Origin of the sequence: Mycobacterium uberis (assembly GCF_003408705.1) — a bacterium.
GTDB classification, from domain to species: domain Bacteria; phylum Actinomycetota; class Actinomycetes; order Mycobacteriales; family Mycobacteriaceae; genus Mycobacterium; species Mycobacterium uberis.
In genome coordinates, this window is sequence record NZ_QAYL01000021.1 from 17,851 (window position 1) to 37,856 (window position 20,006).

The following is a 20,006-nucleotide window of genomic DNA, read 5'->3' on the forward strand; positions in this document are numbered from 1 at the left end:
GTTGCCAAGCTCGCTCATCCCGCGTCGTTTCCCACCGCAGCCGCGATCTCGTCAGCACTTCCAAAAGCCCGCAGCAGCGTCTGGGCAACGCTACCGTCCGGCCGTAACACCACGGTTGCAGGCATCACATTTGCTACCCTTAGCGCCGCTGCAACACGCCGACGACCGTCCTGCAAGGTCGGCAGCCGCACATCAAGCTGCGTCAACCGCAGCAACGCGGCCGTCTCGTTCTCGTCTTGATGCACTGTCACCACCGTCACGTCGGATCCGGCCCGACGTTGATACTCGGCCACCGCGGGCATTTCGCTCAAGCATTGCGCGCACCAACTCGCCCACAAGTTCAAGACCACTCGACGTCCGGCCAACGCCCGAGCGACGTCGACAGCTGAGCCGTCCGACGCGCATTCCAGCACCACACCGCGCAGTACCGCCGGGCCGGGACCATCCCCCGGATGGGGGCATGGTAACAGCTTCGCACGTTTCCGTGGCGTCACCAACGCAGCCACAGTGTCAGCACCACGGTGTTCGCGCTCGATGGTTGTCCGGATCGTAACAGTGGATGGCATATTGTCGCGAAGCTGGCCGACCAGCGCCGCCGTCAGTACAGCCACTACCGCAAGTATTGCAGTGTTCAAAGCAGTGTTAGAATGGATGTTTGGTGTCCAAGTCTTCATTGCGGTCCCAACAAAGTGGAGCTGAATGGTCGTTATCTCTCAGCCTTGACTTGTAGCCCAGCCAGAGCCAGCAAGTGCGCGGTTTCCGGGCCTTGAACCAGGGGCGCGGCCAGCAGCAGTTGAGTGGGACCGAGCCCAAAGGAGGGACAGTCCTTGGCAAGCACGCAAACACCGCATGCCGGTTTGCGCGCATGGCACACCCGACGGCCGTGGAAAATCACTCGGTGGCTCAGCAGGGTCCACTGATCGCGTTCAATCAGTGGACCAACCGCATGTTCCACCTTGACCGGATCCTCTTCGGCCGTCCAACGCCACCGCCGCACCAATCGTCCAAAATGCGTGTCGACGGTGATTCCGGGGACACCGAATGCGTTTCCCAGAATGACGTTGGCGGTCTTGCGTCCCAAACCGGGTAACGTCACTAGCTCCGCCATGGTCGAGGGCACCTCGCCATCGAACCGCTCGACTAGGGCTTGCCCGAGTCCGATGAGCGCAGCCGCCTTGTTGCGGAAGAAGCCTACGGGACGTATGAGGTTTTCTAACTCAGCGCGATTCGCTTGCGCATAATCCAGCGCAGCCGAGTACCGCGCGAACACAGCTGGCGTCGTCAAATTCACCCGCTTATCGGTGCTCTGCGCCGAAAGAATGGCGGCTACCGTCAACTCGAGTGGTGACGTGAAATCCAATTCGCAGTACACGCGTGGAAACACTTGCGCAAGTATACGATTCATCCGTCGCGCCCGTCGCACCAAACCCAACCTGGTTTCCCCGATCCAGCGCCGGGACACGTCAACGCTGGGCGTAGGTGGAGGGGGCATTGATTTAGCACGCCCGGACGACTTTGCCGCTGTCACCTACGACAGAGTACTGATTTCGTAATACCACTGAGACGTTGGCCATGTTTACTCTCCTTGTGTCATGGTTGCTGGTGGCTGGTGTGCCGGGGCTGCTGATAATCGCAACGCTTGGATTGGGGCAGCTGGAGAAGGAGCTGGCCCAGGACACCGTAAGCGTTATCGACGTCGCCGAGTTTCTTGAACACGCCGAAGCTGTGGATGTAGACACCTTGGCCCGGGAAGGCATGGCGAAGGCGATGGTATACCTCTGTAAGCGCCAGGCCGAACGACTCCACGATTCCCCGCTGTTCCTGTTAGGCGAGTTGGACGATCCCGCTGATACCAACTTGCCCGCGCCACTACATAGGCATGCGCGGGTCAGTCTGCAGTTTGACGCAACCCAACACGTCAATCGTGTGTAGCGTTGGCAAATTGAACCTGTTGGCCCTAGCCTCTAGGTTCGTCAGCGAATACAGAGGCAAACTTGCGGTTAGCCTACCCATATCACATCGCAGGAAAGCTAAAGGGGCAAAGTGGACGAGATCCTGGCAAGGGCAGGAATCTTCCAAGGGGTGGAACCCAGCGCCGTTACCGCGCTGACCAAGCAACTCCAACCTGTCGACTTCCCCCGTGGACATACGGTTTTCGCTGAAGGTGAGCCAGGAGATCGGCTGTACATCATCGTCTCAGGTAAAGTCAAGATCGGTCGCCGTTCGCCAGACGGCCGGGAGAACCTGCTCACGATTATGGGCCCGTCGGACATGTTCGGCGAGTTGTCAATCTTCGACCCAGGGCCACGAACATCCAGCGCGACCACGATAACCGAAGTCCGGGCGGTGTCGATGGATCGCGATGCGTTGAGGGCATGGATCGCCGATCGCCCAGGAATCGCCGAACAGCTATTGCGGGTGCTGGCCCGACGGCTGCGGCGGACCAACAACAATCTGGCCGACCTCATCTTCACTGACGTGCCCGGTCGAGTAGCCAAGCAGCTGCTGCAGCTCGCCCAGCGTTTCGGCACCCAGGAAGGCGGCGCGATGCGAGTCACCCACGACCTGACACAAGAGGAGATCGCTCAATTGGTGGGCGCTTCTCGGGAGACAGTAAATAAGGCGCTGGCCGATTTCGCCCACCGCGGCTGGATTCGCCTGGAGGGCAAAAGCGTACTGATCTCCGACTCTGAACGCCTAGCCCGCCGAGCAAGATAAGTGCCCTTACACCGAGCCTGTAGTTAGCGCGGTTTCTACTCACACTTTCTCGCGCCAACTACAGTTTCAGTAGCGCAGACATCCCAGTTGTGTTTTTAACGGGCCCTATCGACCCCATACCAGAGCTTCTCGTCGATGTCGACATAGACATGTTGGACAGCCTGCCGTGCGGTCACGTCGTCACCAGGATCCCGTAACGCGACGCGCACCTGCTCCAGCCGGTACACCAGGCATCCCGACGCGACCTATGCGAAGTTGGCCAAGTCCAGCCCCCTGCTAGACAGGACCTTGCACCGGCCCAGACCGCGTAGCCGGTGCAGTGATTCCAGTTAGTTCTTCCAAGCTGCCGTGGTCAGACTTGACCATGGTGGTACCGCGGCCCAGCGCGGCCACCCGTGCGATGTGCTCATCGTCGAGCTTGGGATCCACAGTTCATAAACTCATCACTGCCCGGACCATGCAGCACCCAGGTGTCGGCGCCCTCCAACGTCGGCAAACCGGGGTTGTACACCAACAGAACCAACGCCGCGTCGGTGACCGTCCATAGCTGATGATACGCGGGAGGAACCAGCAGCTCGGTAATCTCGACCAAGGAAGCTAGCCAACTTCCACGATTAACTCGACTTCCACTGGCGCATTAAGCGGTAGCTCTGCCACGCCGACTGCCGAACGCGCATGCTTCCCTTTATCGCCAAATACTTCGGCGCACAAGTCGGATGCTCCGTTTATGATGCTCGGCTGGCCGTTGAAGCCCGGCGCAGAGGCTACGAACCCAACGATTTTAACCACCCGGATCACCGAGTCGATCCCCACCAAGGAATTCAATGCCGCCAGCGCATTGAGAGCGCAGAACCGCGCTAGCGCCTTGCCCTCGTCTGGGCTGACATCGGCACCTACTTTGCCGGTCCGCGCCAGTTGTCCATCCTCGATCGGTAGCTGGCCCGAGGTATATACCAAGTTGCCGGTGCGCACCGCCGGAACATAGGAAGCCAGCGGCACCACCACTTGGGGAAGCTCAATACCTAGTTGCTTGAGCCGGGCCAAAACGCTCACTTCGGACGCTTCAAATATGCGACATGCTGCTCTCCCGTGGGGCCGGGCAGCACCGCCACCAACTCCCAGCGATCAGCACCCCACTGGTCGAGGATTTGTTTGGTGGCATGCGTCAACAACGGAACCGTGACGTACTCCCAAGCGGTCGGTTGGCTCACAGTGTTAAGTCTATCTATCAGATTTCAACAGCTCTGGTCAGCCCGGTGGCCAGCTACGAACCCGTGTTGGAAGTCCCTACCCACTTTCCGAGTAACGCAAAACGCTCGGGTTACCATGCGGTAGTGGCACCCACCTCTAACGGCGGTAGTTCCGTCGGCTGGCCTGCCCGCTTGTCTAAGGCGCGTTTGCACTTTGTGACAGGCAAAGGCGGTACCGGAAAGTCGACGGTAGCGGCCGCTTTGGCACTGACTCTGGCGGCAGGAGGCCGCAAAGTCCTTCTCATCGAAGTCGAAGGGCGTCAAGGGATTGCACAACTCTTCGATGTCCCACCACTGCCACACCAAGAGCTAAAGATCGCAACCGCTGAGGGCGGCGGACAGGTCAACGCTTTGGCTATCGACATCGAGGCCGCGTTCTTGCAATATCTCGACATGTTCTACAACCTGGGCCTTGCCGGACGAGCCATGTGCCGCATCGGTGCGATCGAGTTCGCAACAACGATCGCACCCGGCCTGCGCGACGTGCTGCTCACCGGCAAGATCAAAGAGTCGGCGGTGCGCATAAACAAAGGGACCAAGAATCCGGTCTATGACGCGATAGTCGTCGACGCTCCGCCGACCGGCCGCATCGCGCGTTTCCTGGATGTCACCAAAGCGGTGTCCGATTTGGCCAAGGGCGGGCCAGTGCATTCACAGAGCCAGGGCGTAGTGAAGTTGTTACACTCCGGCCAGACAGCTATTCATCTGGTCACCCTGCTAGAGGCGTTGCCGGTGCAGGAAACACTGGAAGCCATTAAGGAGCTTGCCGACATGGAGCTCCCGATCGGCAGCGTGATCGTGAACCGAAATATTCCGTGCCACCTAGGGCCCCACGACCTTACAAAGGAGGCCGGGGGCGATGTCGATGCAGACGCGGTACGGGAGGGTTTAGCGATGGCCGGAATCAAACTTAACGACGCCGACTTCGCCGGCTTACTTACCGAGACAATTCAGTATGCTACGCTAATCACCACGCGCGCCGAGGCAGCTCAGCAACTCGATGCCTTGCAGGTGTCACGATTAGAATTACCGGCAATCTCCGGTGGTGTCGACCTCGGTAGCCTCTACGAGCTCTCTGAGTTCCTTGCGCAACAGGGTGTTCGGTGACTAGCATCACTGCCCAGAAGCCATTGACCCTCGACATGGCAACGATTTTGGCCGACACCTCTAATCGAGTGGTGGTGTGTTGTGGCGCCGGGGGCGTAGGCAAAACGACCACTGCAGCCGCGATGGCATTGCGGGCTGCCGAATATGGCCGCAGTGTAGTCGTTTTGACGATAGACCCAGCCAAGCGGCTAGCACAAACGTTGGGAATCAACGATCTCGGCAACACCCCACAGCGGGTACCACTGGCACCCGAAGTTCCTGGCGAGTTGCACGCGATGATGCTTGATATGCGCCGCACATTCGACGAAATGGTGGTCCAATATTCCGGACCGGAGCGGGCACAAGCTATTCTGAATAATCAATTTTACCAGACAGTTGCTACTTCGCTTGCTGGCACGCAGGAATACATGGCGATGGAGAAACTCGGCCAGCTACTCAGCCAGGACCGCTGGGACCTGGTGGTGGTGGACACCCCACCGTCACGCAACGCACTGGATTTCCTGGACTCGCCAAAAAGGTTAGGCAGCTTTATGGATAGCCGGCTGTCGAGGCTGTTACTCACTCCCGGACGAGGTATTGGGCGGCTGGTAACCGGCGCCATGGGATTGGCGATGAGGGCCTTGTCCACTGTACTCGGTTCACAGATGTTAGCCGACGCAGCAGCTTTCGTGCAATCGTTGGATACCACATTCGGCGGTTTTCGCGAAAAAGCGGATCGCACCTACGCGCTGTTGAAGCGGCGCAGCACCCAGTTCGTGGTGGTATCAACGGCCGAATCCGATGCACTGCGCGAAGCGTCTTTCTTCGTCGATCGGTTATCACGGGAAAACATGCCACTGGCCGGGCTGGTGCTAAATCGCACCCACCCGATGTTGTGCGCGTTATCGGTGGAGCGGGCAATCGATGCAAGCGAGACGCTTCGAGCTGAGATCATCGATTCGGCGGCCGCGTCATTGGCGGCAGCGGTGCTGAGGATTCATGCTGATCGCGGGCAGACCACCAAGCGTGAAATCCGGTTGCTATCTCGCTTCACCGGAGCTAACCCCCACGTACCGGTCATCGGAGTACCCTCACTACCGTTCGACGTCTCGGACCTAGAGGCGCTGCACACGCTCGCCGATCAGATCACTGTGGCTCGCTGAGGAGCCGGGCAGTCGTAAGAAGAAAGTATAATAATGAGTGAAGTGCCCAACGCTAGCGCTTGGTCATGTATCCTTAAACACCGAACTCGGCTTGACCGTATTCTATTGCCCTATTCGTCCGCGCCACACTCCTGAATGCTGGACAATAACGATAGATCACCGCAGCTTTACGTTGGGCAACACTCCGGACGAAAAGCGCATCCGGACCCATTGCCCTGCACAGCGCTTTAGAGGTCCGGACAAAACCTTATTGCTATTATCCACACTTTACCGGATATCTAAGTCGGGAGCCAATTGCGCGACGGCCTGATAACGACTTTTAGGGACACACGTGCCGTCCCACCATGATCATGGAATATGGAAATGCCCTCACACGCCCGTTTAGGCGGCTGGCCAGTGGCGAGAACGTAAATACTCAGTGCTAGGTCTCGACAAAGTCACTGAATCGTCAGTCGCTAGAGTTTCTAGACGGCTTCGCCGCATGTCGCCACGCATACTGGGAAGACTAGTGTAGTACGCATGTCGGAACGCACCTCAACCACCCTCGTAGTCTTCAAGCTTGCGGGGTGTTGTCTGCTGGCCGGCGTCGTCGCTACCGCAATGATGTTCCCGTTGGCAGGCGGACTGGGACTGATGTCTAACCGCGCCTCAGAAGTGGCCGTCAACGGATCAGCGCAACTTCTTGAAGGCGAAGTTCCCGCGGTATCAACGATGGTCGACGCGAAGGGAAACATTATAGCGTGGCTGTACGCGCAACGCCGATTCGAGGTACCCACCGACAAGATCGCCGATACCATGAAGCTGGCCATAGTTTCCATCGAGGACAAGCGCTTTGCCGACCACAACGGTGTTGACTGGAAAGGCACCTTGACCGGACTGGCCGGCTACGCGTCCGGCGACATGGACACTCGCGGCGGTTCGACGATCGAACAGCAGTACGTGAAGAACTACCAGCTGCTGGTAAACGCCCAAACCGACACCGAAAAACGTGCGGCCGTTGAAACCACCCCGGCACGTAAGCTACGCGAGATCCGAATGGCGCTCAAGCTGGACAAAACATTCACCAAACCTGAGATCCTGACCCGCTACTTGAACCTGTTGTCGTTCGGCAACAATTCGTTCGGTGTACAAGATGCAGCGCAGACCTACTTCGGTGTCAACGCATCCGACCTAGATTGGCAACAGGCAGCATTGCTGGCGGGCATGGTACAATCGACCAGTACGCTCAACCCGTATACCAATCCTGAAGGTGCGTTGGCCCGACGAAACTTGGTGTTGGACACCATGATCGAAAACCTGCCGCAAGATGCCAACGCATTACGCGCCGCTAAGTCCGAGCCACTGGGGATATTGCCGCAGCCCAATGAACTACCTCAAGGCTGCATCGCAGCAGGCGATCGAGCATTCTTCTGCGACTATGCTCAAGAATATTTATCGCGGGCTGGGATAAGCAAGGATCAGCTGGCCAAGGGCGGCTACCTCATCCGCACCACGCTTGACCCGGAGGTCCAGGCCCCTGTCAAAGCGGCCATCGACAAGTTCGCCAGCCCAAACCTGGCAGGCATCTCCAGCGTGATGAGCGTCATCACGCCAAACAAGGATTCCCACCGCGTGATTGCGATGGCTAGCAACCGCAGATACGGGCTGGACACCGATGCTGGCGAAACCATGCGCCCACAGCCATTCTCCTTAGTTGGCGACGGTGCAGGATCTGTCTTCAAGATCTTCACCACTGCCGCCGCGCTGGACATGGGAATGGGCATCAACGCCACCCTCGAGGTCCCGAGCCGGTTCCAGGCCAAAGGCATGGGAAGTGGCGGGGCTAAAGGGTGCCCTAAAGAAACGTGGTGCGTGATCAACGCCGGTAACTACCGAGGGTCGATGAACGTCACCGATGCGCTGGCCACCTCGCCTAACACCGCGTTCGCCAAGCTGATCCAGCAAGTCGGGGTGGCGCGCACGGTAGACATGGCGATCAAACTCGGATTGCGGTCCTATGCAAACCCCGGCACCGCCCGCGACTACAACCCGGACAGCAACGAAAGCCTGGCGGACTTCGTCAAACGGCAGAACATCGGCTCGTTCACCCTGGGCCCGATCGAGGTCAACGCGCTGGAGCTATCAAATGTCGCGGCGACGCTGGCATCGGGCGGAGTGTGGTGCCCGCCGAATCCAATTGACAAACTGTTGGACCGTCACGGCAACGAAGTCACTATGACTACCGAGGCCTGTGATCGAGTGGTGCCCGAGGGCTTGGCCAACACGCTAGCCAACGCGATGAGCAAAGACGCAGTGGGCAGCGGCACCGCGGCGAGTTCGGCCGGGGCAACAGGCTGGGATCTACTCATGTCAGGCAAGACGGGCACCACAGAAGCCCACCGATCCTCCGGCTTCGTGGGCTTCACCAACCACTACGCAGCGGCTAACTATATCTACGACGACTCCACCTCGCCAACGGATCTATGCTCCGGTCCGCTACGCCACTGCAGTGACGGTGACTTATACGGCGGTAACGAGCCAGCCCGCACCTGGTTCACCGCGATGAAGCCAATCGCCACCAAGTTTGGTGAGGTGCGCTTGCCACCAACCGATCCGCGCTATGTCGACGGCTCCCCCGGTTCACGGGTTCCAAACGTGGTAGGATTGGATCTGGACGCGGCACGCCAGCGCTTGAAGGGAGCGGGCTTCCAAGTTGCCGATCAGCCTACTTGGGTTAACAGCACCGCCAGGCTCAACGAGGTAATCGGCACCACACCCAGCGGCCAAACAATTCCAGGTTCGATCATCACAATTCAAACCAGCAACGGCATCCCGCCAGCTCCGCCGCCGCCGCCGCCAGAGAGCAGCCCACCGATGCCGCCCCCGGTCGGGTCATCGCAGATCATCGAGATTCCTGGCCTGCCACCGATCACCATTCCGCTACTAGCACCCCCGCCACCCCCATAAACCCTTAAAAAGGCACTTTACCACCGGAATTGCGTTGTTGGTCCGCGACCGGCAGTAGGCTACTTGCATGGATAACGCGCGCCCGACTACCCCGTTTCTCACCTGTCCTGCGGTCCGATCGAAAGTTAAGGGTCGCCGAGCGTGGCTCATTCTGATCCGCACTGGTGCCGTTGTGTTCGGCTCCACTGCCGTAGGAATCGGGTATGCCTCGCTCGTCGAGCGCAACGCGTTCGTCCTGCATGAGCTGACCATCCCGGTCTTGACGCCAGGTTCCACACCACTGCGAGTAATGCATATCAGCGATATCCATATGCTGCCCCATCAGCGTCGCAAACAAGCCTGGCTCCGTGATCTGGCCGCCTGGGAGCCCGACCTAGTGGTCAACACCGGCGACAACCTGGCGCATCCCAAGGCGGTACCCGCGGTCATCCAAACCCTAGGTGATCTGCTGTCCCGCCCGGGTGTCTTTGTGTTTGGCAGCAATGACTACTTCGGGCCACGCCTAAAAAATCCGGTGAACTACCTAACCAACCCAACACACCGAGTCCGTGGTGAACCGTTGCCCTGGCAGGATCTGCGGGCAGCATTCACCGAACGCGGCTGGCTCGACCTGACCCACACCCGCCGCGAGTTCGAAGTGGCTGGATTGCATATTACCGCCGCAGGAGTGGACGACCCGCACATCGGCCGAGACCGGTACGACACGATCGCGGGACCAACCAACCCAGCCGCGAACCTGCGGCTGGGGTTGACCCATTCGCCGGAACCTCGAGTGCTGGACCGCTTCGCTGCCGACGGCTATCAGTTAGTGATGGCCGGCCACACCCACGGTGGTCAATTGCGCCTACCGTTCTACGGAGCCCTGGCGACCAACTGTGGCCTGGAACGGTCTCGGGCGAAGGGGCTGTCACACTGGGGTGCGGATATGTGGTTGCATGTCTCGGCGGGGCTAGGCACCTCACCGTTTGCACCGGTGCGATTCTACTGCCGACCCGAAGCAATCCTGCTGACGTTAATCGCCACCCCAACGGAAGGCCGAGATTATAGCAAGAATCTTGGCGATTCGCAACCAACGGCTGTAGTGCGTTGAACGAGCTCACCGAGATCGCAGTCCGCAGTCTGCCACGAAACTGGACCGACAATGCAATCAGGCTGATCGAGGCCGACGCCCGACGCAGCGCTGACACCCACTTGCTGCGGTACCCGCTGCCGTCGTCCTGGTGCACCGATGTCGACGTCGATTTATATTTAAAAGACGAGACGACCCATATCACCGGCAGCCTCAAACATCGGCTGGCACGCTCGTTGTTCCTCTATGCGCTGTGCAACGGGTGGATCAACGAAGGTACCACAGTGGTGGAGGCATCGTCGGGTTCGACGGCGGTCTCCGAAGCCTACTTCGCGGCATTGCTAGGTCTGCCGTTCATCGCTGTGATGCCGGCTACAACAAGTGTATCTAAGATAGAACTCATCGAATCACAGGGAGGCCGTTGCCATTTCGTGAATAACTCAAGCCAAGTCTACGCTGAGGCTCAGCGTGTCGCGCAGGAGATCGGCGGACATTATCTAGACCAGTTCACCAACGCCGAGCGCGCGACCGACTGGCGAGGCAACAACAACATCGCCGAATCGATCTACATGCAAATGCGCGAAGAAAAACACCCTATCCCGGAATGGATTGTGGTCGGCGCGGGCACTGGCGGAACCAGCGCGACGATCGGCCGCTATATCCGCTACCGGCGACACGAGACCCAGTTGTGCGTTGTCGACCCCGAGAACTCCGCGTTCTTTCCCGCCTACGCCGAAGCCCGGTATGATATCGTTATGCCTGCGTCGTCCCGCATCGAAGGTATCGGGCGACCACGAGTTGAGCCATCATTCCTACCCGAGGTGGTCGACCGCATGGTTGCGGTTCCCGACGCGGCGTCGATCGCCGCCGCTCGCCACACCAGCACCGTACTCGGTCGCCGGGTCGGGCCGTCGACGGGTACCAACCTGTGGGGAGCGTTCGGTCTGCTCGCCGAGATGGTAGCCGCAGGTCACAGCGGTTCGGTGGTCACTCTGCTCGCCGACAGTGGCGACCGCTACGTCGACACTTACTTTAACGACGACTGGGTCAGCACCCAGGGACTTGATCTCAACGGGCCTGCCAAGGCGCTGGTGGAGTTTGAACGCTCGTGCTGTTGGAACTGACTCGCATTGTCCAAAGCACCGTTTGGCTAGTCGGGTGGCCGGTGCGATAGGCTGTCGTGGCTTCAGGCGGGGTGTAGCGCAGCTTGGTAGCGCGCTTCGTTCGGGACGAAGAGGCCGTGGGTTCAAATCCCGCCACCCCGACTCAAAGAGCCTGGCTGTAAGAGATCCTGGTAGTTTTCCCAGCCAATCCGTTGCACCGACTGCAACCATTAGATAAGTTGAGTACAGTGTTGCTAGCGATCCTTGGGAGGTAGCAACCGTCTAGTAAGAGCTGCGAATCCCGACCCAGTAAACTAGGCATGCTGCAAACCCTGCTCGAGTCCTACCGCGAAGCTCTGGAGACCACAGTCGTGCTGGTGAGCGCGCGGTTAAGTGTAACACCAACTCGCCACAGCAACAACACGGGCATGATCGCGGAGACCGCGACGTTTGTGGCTGAAGAGTATTCAAAACCTACGGATTGTCTCCGATACAAACCACAAAGGACAGAATGATCTGGTTCGCTGAATCCGCTGAGGAATCAAAGTCCGCTGGTAGCGCCTAACCGGACATCACCTCCTCGGCCTGCGCAGCACTGGAAGCCTGATAACTACCGCGACACGCCATTGCTGACCTCCTTCTGGAGCCGCACACAAAAACGAGATACGTCCCGGCAGAAGGATTCTGGCTCGTTCAGCTAACCGTCTATGAACGCGACTGCTCATCACGCCTATGACCGCCGGCTCGACTGGCGCAAGCAGGCACGCCCATATGGTAACCATGCTGTTCACGGAAAGCGGGGTCCCAAAGTAAGCTGCTTCGGGGGTCGACGACGACGATCTTGGCTTTGCCTTGCCGGGCCAGGACTTCACGGGCCATCTGCTCGAACGAAATCTTCTTGAGCTCACTGACATTCTCGATGCCGTTCACCGGTTCGTTTGCTATCACCCGGGCGACCTCAACCGCGAGTTCGACGGCGACAATGGACTTGATCAGCGCGTCCGGTACCTACACTTCACTACCGACCGTGAGCGATGCTGTGATCGCATCGATGAATTCCACCGTCAACCTGCAAAATCGAAAATGGAATTTCCGATTCTTCGATGAGCTTCTCTTAGGCGACCTTCGCCCGCAAGTGGCCGTTTCTAGGTAATTGGTCGGCACCAATTATTGACACCACAACATAATTTCCGACACCGGCCGCCTGCACAGCAGCCACAAAATTAGCCATCAGTTTGTGAAGAACTCCATCACCGGACCGTCGTCGCATGAAAGCGAGTTTAGACACGGCGCCAATCACGTCGGTTCCAGTCAGAGCTTCAACAAAGCATACCCGGGTATAGTATTCTGACCGCAATGCTGAGCGACACCGCCATCACCTCATTGCCGTGGTCGCACAGTTTGTGGACCACTTATGCCCGAGAACCCCAGTGCCACCAATATCGACGATCTTCACGGCTTCCCTCTGTCCCCAGATCTACTTGGTGATCCACAATACTAGCGTAGAAATATGCATGACGGATTCCACACTGTGAGTTCCTAAAAAAGACCTTTCCTGGGCTATCAAGTCTGCTGCACTGGCTAAGCCATAGCGCCAAAATTGTTGAGCTGTGCCGGTAGTCTGCATGATGAACACCGACTCAATCTCGGCGGATAGAGTGTTTTTCTGTATCCTGAAGCAGGGAGTAAGCCCGCCGATTTTATTACTGCTGGGAGCAGGCTAGGCCACGCTTTAATGTGGGCCGCGGTACCGCCTACATTACCGGTGAGCCAGCGGGCTGTGGCCTGCTCGACTACAGCAAGTCTGATCAGCGCACTGCCGGTATCCGCTTTCAACTTCGGTCATGAGCGTTCATCTTCGACGATGAGCATGCCCGGTTACTACTGGTTGTTGCCAACCTACTGCTGCCCATGCAAAATGCGACTGACGAGGTGCTGCACCGGTTAGTCGACCTATACGGCGGCGCCTATTCTCTGCGTAGAACACGCTGAAAACGACGACGTATACCCACTCTGGGACCAGTGGGGACTGCGAAGAGCGACTGTACAACCTGATGACAAGCGGCTTTAAGCTGGTGACATTCGCTGCGATCGTCGACGGAATCGTCGAATCGGTGGGACATGCGCACCACGACATGGCACCCGCTAAGATAATATTGTCGCACGGAGAGCTGCACAAAACGCGCATCAACGGTTTCCCAGCTTCATTCAACCGTACCCCGGCGAGCAATAGGGCTGTTTTCCCAAACCGCATCGATCCACACAGCACACTGGTTTGGTATCGGTCGTAACGACCGCATTGTGGGCACTACCCATTTCTTCGCCGTGGGCGGCAGGCATTATACTTGCCGGTCAGCCCGATTTAATCGCGGCCTTACGCGCAGACCACCCCCGGCGACATTAACCCGCGCATCACCTTTATCGCTAGCCCCAACCATGAAATGGAGAGCACGCACCGCGTGGGATTGCGCCGGTTCGAGGATGCTATCAAGCAGTTGGGCAGCGCGACAACCATCGGTACTGATGTTGATACCCGGTTCACTTATGTCAATTTCAGTTACGTTCTCGTTCACGGTGAACATACCCCCGACGGCCAACCGCACTGTACCGGGCGCTCAATGATTGCCACCGCGACCATCGCGGACGTCGATGATAACCCGGGGTTCGACGGCCTCTATCAAAGATAGAAACCTGTTCGGGGACAAAATCTCTAATACCATCTACCGGTTGGCTACATCGAGTGCTTACGGTACATGCTCTCAAGGGCATGTACCGTACTCCTACTGAATTGGGTACATCACCTTGCCCAGGAGGTCGTGCCTATTCATTTTATGCGGATTGGCCAAACGTGGGCTATAGCAACGCATGCAATAACACCTGAAGAATATCTCTTGAGCAACGCTACGAAGGTGACAGCATGCTGTTTGGTCGATGAGAGATGTCAGCCCTCATACAAACCGTGGTTGTATTGTCCAAGGAAATGCGAAACAGCTACCTGACGTTATCCGACGACCGGCTGCTACTCTATAAACCACTGAGTTGGTGTGAGAAGCCCAGCTGATAACAGTCAGTATAGCACCTGTCATCACTTAGCCGTCTGAAATCTGCTGGGTCAGTGGGATGATAGTGACAGCATCTGGCTCCACGTTGCCAAATAACGATCTGCGGCATAACACGGTAAGCTACCTCAAAACGGTACGTCAAGAGGACGCGAGTTGGGTGTGAATCGCTGACGATGGTGATTGATCGACGAGCTTTCGATGGCAGCGGCAAGGACGTGCTGGGTCGCACGTCACCATCCGCGGAGAGAGTCCCGACGAGGCCACGCCTGGGCAATATCCCATCGTCCATCAAGAGACCACACGCAACCGTGATGGCAAGCGGCAAGTATTCGCCGTAAGGAGTCACGAACTCACAGTTGTCTGAGAGTCACGGGGCGGACCATCGGTGCGGAAGATGGCTCGAGATGACGACCGCCACAATTAACTCAATCGATTCGATGCCGGAGGCCGTGACCAGGCAACATATTCGGTCTATCGGCATGCTAGCACGCTTTAGCGACGCACAATTTTTTCGAGCGTTTCCTTGACAAGGATAAATTCGCTACAACGCAGTACAGTGATCAACTCCCGCATGTCAAAGCTCGCTCCCAAAAGCGTTTCAGTCCGCCGCTGAACGGAATCCATGCGTAAGTATGCGACCGGATGCCAAAGAACCGCTCGGGGCGAAACTTGTTTGGATGCTGATGGGTATCTAGGTTGCGTTTAACATCCATGATATGGATGATCATTAACGTGTCGGCATCGGCGTAGGAACCACTCATGGGAAACGGTTGCACAGCAACAAGTGCCATAAAGGATACGGGTGAACGTATCCGCAGAGTCTCGTCGATAACCGCAGTTGTAAAGGCTTCGTCACCATTCACGTCTTCGAATTGCACGCGTCACAGTACATCGGGATGGTGCAACAGAGAATCGAACACCCAGGACAAAGTGGTAACAGTAGCTTCGTGACAGTCCAGCATTAAGACGATCAGATCGTCGTAAATTTCGCTGTTTGTCAACTGCATCTCCGCATTCTCCAAGTGAGCACAGGAGTAACGACAGAATGTCGAATTGCTCATTAAGTTGCAGGTTGTTTCGCCGCCAACCGATTAGCGGCATGACAACGTCGCCAATCTCCCTGTTGGCTTGGTTCCGCTGAAGCCATACCCACAAAACACCAAGGCGACGTAGCGTGTAGAGGACGGTCAATGACTCTGAAACACCCAGATTCAAGAGACATTTGAATGACCGGCCCAATCACTGTACCTCGTCGGCATCATCAACTCCAAAGATTACCCGTGACGATCACGTCCAGTATCAGCGACCGCGCTGCCTGCAACATCTCGAACGGACAATCAACGAACGTGTCAGCTCCGCATAACCGGACGGGTGGAGTTCTCCATGACCGGCACGTAACTGCGCAACACAACGTAGACGTCAAGAGTTCGCGCCGCCGCAAATGCTCTGGCTTCTCCTACACAAACATCGACCCGGACCCATAAATCGCCGCCACGGTCCCACGCCTTCTCCCCTACGCAGAACATCTGCCGAAGCAGTGGAAGCCTGCTTAGCCAGCTCCGGGTCTGACATGATCACCACATTGTCGAGGCTGAGGATGGATATCGCCATGATCGGTCCGGACCGACGTAATTAACCCGCAACATCCGGCTTTCGCCACTCACCAGGTAAGTGACGACATACGCCCCAGTGAACATCGGACGAAACAGGCGCAGGGCGGGTAGGTCCGGCGCGCAGGACAACCAATCTGGTACGCTCTTCCGTCAAAGCACGGATGATGCCACACCAACGGCTTCCATCAAAAATAACTAGAGAAATAATCCGCTTTCAATAACAGTGAAAAACAGCGTTTCTAACGGGTCAAGACAAAGACCTTTCTATACTATTAAATCAACAGATACGAATGACTGCTGACTCGGTCTGGCCGCTAGCGGCTCTTGGACATAAAGCTATCCGCACGGTCAGATAAGAAAGTCAAGTCCGATATTGTGACCGAGGACACCACTGAACACCATGCTTAGCGTGATCCGCAACACCTGGCCGTCACGCCAGCGAACATGAGCCTTAGTCACTTCCAATACTCCATCGTTCACGACCGGTGGGTGAACCAAGTTGCCTGATCTAAAACACTCGGTAGCTTTTACTACTATACCAATCTATAGTCGCTGTAAGATATTGCTTCTCTATAAGATTAGAGTGTTCAAAAGTTATGTTGTCGCGTGCATGTGTAGTCGGTCCGTAGCTTGGCCCGTAAATCACCTTAGGAGGATGAAGAATGAAAGATCGTTAGTGGCGTTGCAATATCGGCCGGGTAGACGACCCGGTAAGCACGCGGCAGAAAACATCGCAAGACGACCACCGATCTTGAATACGGCGCAGCGCACTTGATTGTAAGCCCAGGCGTCATCAGCGGCTGGTAGGGTGTCGCCGCATCGTATCAGGACATCAGCCTTGCAGTAGACGTTTGACAACAGAACTAAGGATACCCCGACCTTACTAAACTGCTCTCGTAGCTACCAGTGCGATATCGCACGCTAAACAGAATATACTTAACCCAATCTACCAGATGCCGGCGATGATCAGCGCTGACACGGCCTGCACGGCCGACCACTGTCTATACAACTATTAAGTTTAAGATGGAGCACTTCGATGAGTTTCACGATGTTGCCGCCGGAAGTGAACTCCGCCCGGATGTACGCCGGGCCAGGATCGGGTTCTATGCGAGCCTCCGCGGTTATCTGGGAGGGGCTGTCCGCTGACTTGCACTCCATAGCCGAGACCTATGAATCGGTGGTAGCGAGCCTGACCAGTATGCAATGGCTAGGTGCGTCGGCAGCGGCGATGGGTACTGCAGTCATTCCCTACACACACTGGCTAACCACAACCGCTACCCAGGCAAAGCAGACGGCCATCCAGGCCATGACGGCAGCTACAGCATTTGAGAACGCCTTCGCAATGACGGTGCCCCCGGTAGTGATCGCGACCAACCGCGCCCAGCTGGTCTTCCTGATAGCAACGAACTTTTTCGGCCAGAACACCGCGGCGATCGCGAGTACGGAACTCGCCTACCAGGAGATGTGGGCCCAGGACAGCGCCGCGATGACCTATTACGCCGCTGCCTCGGCCGCTGCCTCGGCGATGCTGCCGCCGTTCACGTCCCCGCAACAAGACACCAACCCCGAGGGTCTGCTCGCTCAAAACGCAGCGGTCGCCCGGGCCGCTGCCAACGACGGCAACTGGCTGGGCAACCTCCTGATAGAGATCGGAACGTTCCTCCTAACTTTTGCCCCTGAGTTGTCGCCCATATTCATCGCAGCAGGTGAAGCCATTAACGCAATACCTTTCCCGAGTTTCCTCGCTGATGACTTCACTATCCTCGATGGAATATTAGCTGTATACGCAACAATTTCAGCGACTCAAAATTTATTTTCGATGGGCACTGGAGTGATTGGATCCGAGAAAGATCTAGGCCTTTTGGGCACCACAACTCCTGCAGTGGGAAAGTCTCTGGAAGAAGGACGGAACCCAGTAATTGCCTCGCTGAGCTCCATTGAGCGTACGACGACCGGCGCTGGACTGCGGGCAGGCCTAGGCGAGGTGTCCGCATCTTTCCGCAGCGCGGGTTCGATCGGACAGATGTCTGTGCCGACCTCGTGGAGCGCACCAGCGACGACCACTAATGTCAAGACATTCCAGGCCACCCCGCTGAACACGCTGGATGCCAGCAACACAGCAACAGCTGGCATGCCCGGACTGCCCGGACTGTCATCGTCGGGAGCGGGACGTGGCGACGTGGTGCCCCGATACGGGGTAAAAGTCACCGTGATGTCACGTCCCCTGGCCGGAGGATGACCACAGTCACGCACAGTCCGCGTAGCAATCCACGCCGACCGATCCGGAGAAATCACACATGACAATAAATGCCATTAGCAGCTGTCCGCGTGGCTGCGTAAAGGTCGGTCATGGCCCGACACTCCTACCGAGGCACCGAACTTAGCGAACCGCAAGTAACAGCCCGCCTATGTAAGACAGTTTCGCGTGGTTGTCTCGACAACGGGCGGCTGCACCCATGCCAGCCCAACCTAGGGTGAAGCTATAGCCGCAATTGCGACTATCGCATATCCGGTTTGCCGTCACAAAAAGGCTCACCAACAAGCTGGCTGGCCACCCAGTTCACCACCGCTATTACACTGGACACGCTGACACCACTCTCGACGAATTCACAGGTGTGACCGGGTGCGATAGGCGCGGGGTCGACGAAGTCGCTGCCAAATATAAGCCCTCATAACTCCTAAAGAGATTAGATTGCCGAGCGACGCCATCCTAATGGCTAATGTCCGCCAACCGGAAAGCACCCGGTGTTGTGTCGTCACCTTAACCGATATCACCGCATAGGGGAACACTTTTGCGTAAATTATATTAAATTATATTCTAAGAATATTAATTCTGCACTATTCAAATTGCTGTTGTTCCAACCCTTGGTTCTCGAGTCACTGGCCACGAGTGCGCATGACAGCATGACTAAAAGCCGGAGGCTGGCCGGCAATGCCAACGCGCGCACCGGCGTGACTAACGTGGCCGGGTCACGCCCTGTTCGGTCGCGTTCATGCGTGCAGCTACTCCCATGCTTCAGGTTGGTTCATCGAGGCGAAATGGCAGCATCTCACCGTTAGTCAAAACGGTCGCAGCTATCCTCACTTACTATTGCCCCCATTTGGGGGCACCAACCACCGCGACCTTGGCAAAGCCTCATCAGTGCTTCAGGTCGAAAATGTGTTGACCCACGACGCACCGAAACGGCAGCCTTGAAAGATCTCGTCCATAAAAACAGTATCTTCCACGTTCAAAAGTATGCGAGCAAGGACTGGATGCGCGGCGTGAGCACGTTATGGTAGTCTGATCAGAATTAACTTCCCGGTTACTCGAATACCGGGCATACTATTGGCACTTTCGCCCATAATCTAATATCCTATCGCCAAGTTTCCGTCTCTGGTCGCTATCGAGATATCGCTCGAAGGCCTTGTTGTGTCGTAGAGAACAAAGAACGCATCAACTACTTCGCTGGCATTTTTAGCGCTTCGATAAAAAGATTTGCCGCTTTCTCAACGGACTGAACAGTGAAATCAATGAAAAGACAGCAGTCCTACTCACGGTGAACGCGCATCAGCCACCGCAACAGTGGAGCAGGCAAAATGCTTTTGTTGTCAGAATTGCCGTCCATCTTCTTATCGCTAGTGTGGTGTTGTTTTGTGTTGTTGGTTGGTGGTGTTGAAGCGAGGTTTTGGTCTGTTCTTATCTGGGGAGAGTCTAGCCAGTGTGACCATGGTGATGTCGTGATGCAAGACCGTCGCCCCTTACGGTACATGCGCTAGCCTTCACCTCATTTTGATGAAGACCAGCGCAACCCCCCGCCAGACAGTGTGCTGCGAGTCGCTACCCCAACCCCCGCACAGATACATCCCAGACACCTAGTCCCGGCCAGTATCCCAATCTACATTTACATGTAGATTCCAACAGGCCCACAATCTCCTCAGTCGCGTACCGCAACAACCACAAACCCACCGCCAAGCACGACACACCAGCCATAGCGGCAAGCTCCTTCTACAAAC

At 56.9% G+C, this 20,006-nt stretch carries 17 protein-coding genes, 1 tRNA gene and 2 pseudogenes; 11 read left to right on the top strand and 9 right to left on the bottom strand.

Annotation, left to right across the window (positions count from 1 at the left end; all coding sequences use genetic code 11):
• Positions 1–14: 14 nt before the first annotated feature.
• Positions 15–674 (bottom strand): TlpA family protein disulfide reductase, encoded by a 660-nt coding sequence (locus MUBE_RS11375; protein WP_116540602.1) that lies wholly within the window; start codon positions 672–674, stop codon positions 15–17.
• Positions 675–706: 32 nt separating this feature from the next.
• Positions 707–1,492: an endonuclease III gene (gene nth, locus MUBE_RS11380; protein WP_116540603.1), complete on the bottom strand. Its 786-nt coding sequence runs from the start codon at positions 1,490–1,492 to the stop codon at positions 707–709.
• Positions 1,493–1,572: 80 nt separating this feature from the next.
• Between nth and MUBE_RS11385 the strand changes: the two genes are divergently transcribed.
• Positions 1,573–1,932, top strand: a complete 360-nt coding sequence (locus MUBE_RS11385) for a hypothetical protein (RefSeq protein ID WP_116540604.1) — start codon at positions 1,573–1,575, stop codon at positions 1,930–1,932.
• Positions 1,933–2,043: 111 nt separating this feature from the next.
• The gene (gene crp, locus MUBE_RS11390; protein WP_116540605.1) at positions 2,044–2,718 is read left to right on the top strand and encodes a cAMP-activated global transcriptional regulator CRP; all 675 of its coding nucleotides are present in this window, start codon (positions 2,044–2,046) and stop codon (positions 2,716–2,718) included.
• A gap of 95 nt (positions 2,719–2,813) precedes the next feature.
• Here crp and MUBE_RS11395 read toward each other — a convergent pair.
• The 3 genes and pseudogenes from MUBE_RS11395 to MUBE_RS11405 form a co-directional block, all read right to left on the bottom strand.
• Positions 2,814–3,310: pseudogene (locus tag MUBE_RS11395) on the bottom strand (hypothetical protein).
• Between the two features lie 5 nt (positions 3,311–3,315).
• Positions 3,316–3,771 (bottom strand): RidA family protein, encoded by a 456-nt coding sequence (locus MUBE_RS11400; protein ID WP_165849831.1) that lies wholly within the window; start codon positions 3,769–3,771, stop codon positions 3,316–3,318.
• Positions 3,768–3,929: a hypothetical protein gene (locus MUBE_RS11405; protein ID WP_116540615.1), complete on the bottom strand. Its 162-nt coding sequence runs from the start codon at positions 3,927–3,929 to the stop codon at positions 3,768–3,770. Before MUBE_RS11405 ends, MUBE_RS11400 begins: the two co-directional genes overlap by 4 nt.
• A 123-nt stretch (positions 3,930–4,052) precedes the next feature.
• On the opposite strand from MUBE_RS11405, the gene bagA reads away from it, so the two are divergent.
• Both bagA and bagB read left to right on the top strand, forming a co-directional pair.
• Positions 4,053–5,075 carry an ATPase BagA gene (bagA, locus tag MUBE_RS11410; RefSeq protein WP_243633021.1) on the top strand — a complete coding sequence of 341 codons (1,023 nt, stop codon included), beginning with the start codon at positions 4,053–4,055 and terminating at the stop codon, positions 5,073–5,075.
• Between the two features lie 35 nt (positions 5,076–5,110).
• Complete coding sequence (gene bagB, locus MUBE_RS11415; protein WP_116540617.1) at positions 5,111–6,217, top strand: ArsA family ATPase; 1,107 nt, start codon at positions 5,111–5,113, stop codon at positions 6,215–6,217.
• Positions 6,218–6,333: 116 nt separating this feature from the next.
• On the opposite strand, the pseudogene MUBE_RS20460 reads toward bagB, so the two are convergent.
• Positions 6,334–6,428 (bottom strand): annotated as a pseudogene (locus MUBE_RS20460) (WhiB family transcriptional regulator); the annotation flags it as partial.
• Between the two features lie 308 nt (positions 6,429–6,736).
• Here MUBE_RS20460 and ponA2 point away from each other — a divergent pair.
• The 4 genes from ponA2 to MUBE_RS11435 all read left to right on the top strand — a co-directional run bounded on the left by ponA2 (position 6,737) and on the right by MUBE_RS11435 (position 11,497).
• A complete protein-coding gene (ponA2, locus tag MUBE_RS11420; protein ID WP_116540607.1) occupies positions 6,737–9,163 on the top strand; it encodes a transglycosylase/D,D-transpeptidase PonA2 in 2,427 nt (808 codons plus the stop codon).
• Positions 9,164–9,317: 154 nt separating this feature from the next.
• Positions 9,318–10,253, top strand: coding sequence for a metallophosphoesterase (locus MUBE_RS11425; protein WP_243633022.1), 936 nt, complete (start codon positions 9,318–9,320; stop codon positions 10,251–10,253).
• Positions 10,250–11,356, top strand: coding sequence for an L-cysteine desulfhydrase Cds1 (gene cds1, locus MUBE_RS11430; protein ID WP_207801699.1), 1,107 nt, complete (start codon positions 10,250–10,252; stop codon positions 11,354–11,356). Before MUBE_RS11425 ends, cds1 begins: the two co-directional genes overlap by 4 nt.
• A 67-nt stretch (positions 11,357–11,423) precedes the next feature.
• Positions 11,424–11,497: transfer RNA gene (locus MUBE_RS11435), tRNA-Pro, on the top strand.
• 543 nt (positions 11,498–12,040) lie between these two features.
• On the opposite strand, the gene MUBE_RS11440 is transcribed toward MUBE_RS11435, so the two are convergent.
• Positions 12,041–12,283, bottom strand: coding sequence for a hypothetical protein (locus MUBE_RS11440; RefSeq protein ID WP_116540609.1), 243 nt, complete (start codon positions 12,281–12,283; stop codon positions 12,041–12,043).
• Positions 12,284–13,389: 1,106 nt separating this feature from the next.
• On the opposite strand from MUBE_RS11440, the gene MUBE_RS18270 reads away from it, so the two are divergent.
• Positions 13,390–13,626 (top strand): neutral/alkaline non-lysosomal ceramidase N-terminal domain-containing protein, encoded by a 237-nt coding sequence (locus tag MUBE_RS18270; RefSeq protein WP_243633017.1) that lies wholly within the window; start codon positions 13,390–13,392, stop codon positions 13,624–13,626.
• A 150-nt stretch (positions 13,627–13,776) separates the two neighbouring features.
• Positions 13,777–14,022 (top strand): hypothetical protein, encoded by a 246-nt coding sequence (locus tag MUBE_RS18275; RefSeq protein WP_243633018.1) that lies wholly within the window; start codon positions 13,777–13,779, stop codon positions 14,020–14,022.
• Between the two features lie 935 nt (positions 14,023–14,957).
• On the opposite strand, the gene MUBE_RS18280 is transcribed toward MUBE_RS18275, so the two are convergent.
• Entirely contained in the window at positions 14,958–15,260 is a 303-nt protein-coding gene (locus tag MUBE_RS18280; RefSeq protein WP_243633019.1) for a cytochrome P450, read from the bottom strand.
• An 18-nt stretch (positions 15,261–15,278) separates the two neighbouring features.
• Positions 15,279–15,404 (bottom strand): cytochrome P450, encoded by a 126-nt coding sequence (locus MUBE_RS18285; RefSeq protein WP_243633020.1) that lies wholly within the window; start codon positions 15,402–15,404, stop codon positions 15,279–15,281.
• Between the two features lie 1,642 nt (positions 15,405–17,046).
• Here MUBE_RS18285 and MUBE_RS11460 point away from each other — a divergent pair.
• A complete protein-coding gene (locus tag MUBE_RS11460) occupies positions 17,047–18,249 on the top strand; it encodes a PPE family protein (RefSeq protein WP_116540611.1) in 1,203 nt (400 codons plus the stop codon).
• Positions 18,250–20,006: the final 1,757 nt, after the last annotated feature.

Excerpts from the sequence above, each read along its gene's own strand:
- MUBE_RS18275 (WP_243633018.1), top strand. The coding sequence starts at position 13,777 with ATGGAGAGCACGCACCGCGTGGGATTGCGCCGGTTCGAGGATGCTATC.
- MUBE_RS18285 (WP_243633020.1), bottom strand. The coding sequence starts at position 15,404 with ATGCAGTTGACAAACAGCGAAATTTACGACGATCTGATCGTCTTAATG.
- ponA2 (WP_116540607.1), top strand. The coding sequence starts at position 6,737 with ATGTCGGAACGCACCTCAACCACCCTCGTAGTCTTCAAGCTTGCGGGG.
- MUBE_RS11375 (WP_116540602.1), bottom strand. The coding sequence starts at position 674 with ATGAAGACTTGGACACCAAACATCCATTCTAACACTGCTTTGAACACT.
- MUBE_RS11460 (WP_116540611.1), top strand. The coding sequence starts at position 17,047 with ATGAGTTTCACGATGTTGCCGCCGGAAGTGAACTCCGCCCGGATGTAC.
- nth (WP_116540603.1), bottom strand. The coding sequence starts at position 1,492 with ATGCCCCCTCCACCTACGCCCAGCGTTGACGTGTCCCGGCGCTGGATC.
- MUBE_RS18270 (WP_243633017.1), top strand. The coding sequence starts at position 13,390 with ATGACAAGCGGCTTTAAGCTGGTGACATTCGCTGCGATCGTCGACGGA.
- MUBE_RS11385 (WP_116540604.1), top strand. The coding sequence starts at position 1,573 with ATGTTTACTCTCCTTGTGTCATGGTTGCTGGTGGCTGGTGTGCCGGGG.
- bagB (WP_116540617.1), top strand. The coding sequence starts at position 5,111 with ATGGCAACGATTTTGGCCGACACCTCTAATCGAGTGGTGGTGTGTTGT.